At 62.7% G+C, this 424-nt stretch carries 1 protein-coding gene; it reads right to left on the bottom strand.

Features of this window, described 5'->3' with window-relative positions; genetic code table 11:
• Positions 1 to 198: 198 nt before the first annotated feature.
• On the bottom strand, positions 199 to 424 hold a 226-nt coding region (locus GVL52_RS32295; protein WP_160012761.1), incomplete at its 5' end, for a MerR family DNA-binding protein.

Here is a 424-nt window from a genome sequence, read left to right as displayed (position 1 = left end):
CCATTGCATTGGCCGGCTTTGCGTTGAATGCCCGGAAGGCTCGCCTGCCACAGGCAGCGTGACGAGCGGCTGTTCTTGTACCTGGTGGGCTTGTTATCGCATCGCTCCGATGAGCCCAAGGAGGCCCCGAACTGACGGCCAATTTCCCATGATGAAGTTCGGCCGTGCACCGCAGCGGCAATCGAAGCTTTGCAGGCGTCAGTCTGCTACCAGCGCATGGATGATAGGGCAGTTGCCCTTCATTGCACCCGCATCGCACTGGCACAGCAGTGCCGTGAGCGCCTTGCGCATCGCCGCCAGGTCGGCCTGCTTGGTTTCGATGGCCGCCAGCTTGTGCGCGGCCAGTTCGCGCGTTTCGGCACAGGCATGGGCCTCGTCGAGTTCGAGCAGGCCGCCGATCTCTTCCAGTGTGAAGCCCAATGCC

This window comes from Rhizobium sp. 18055 (assembly GCF_902706285.1).
Classification (GTDB): domain Bacteria; phylum Pseudomonadota; class Alphaproteobacteria; order Rhizobiales; family Rhizobiaceae; genus Rhizobium.
This window is presented reverse-complemented; position numbering and strand designations above follow the sequence as displayed.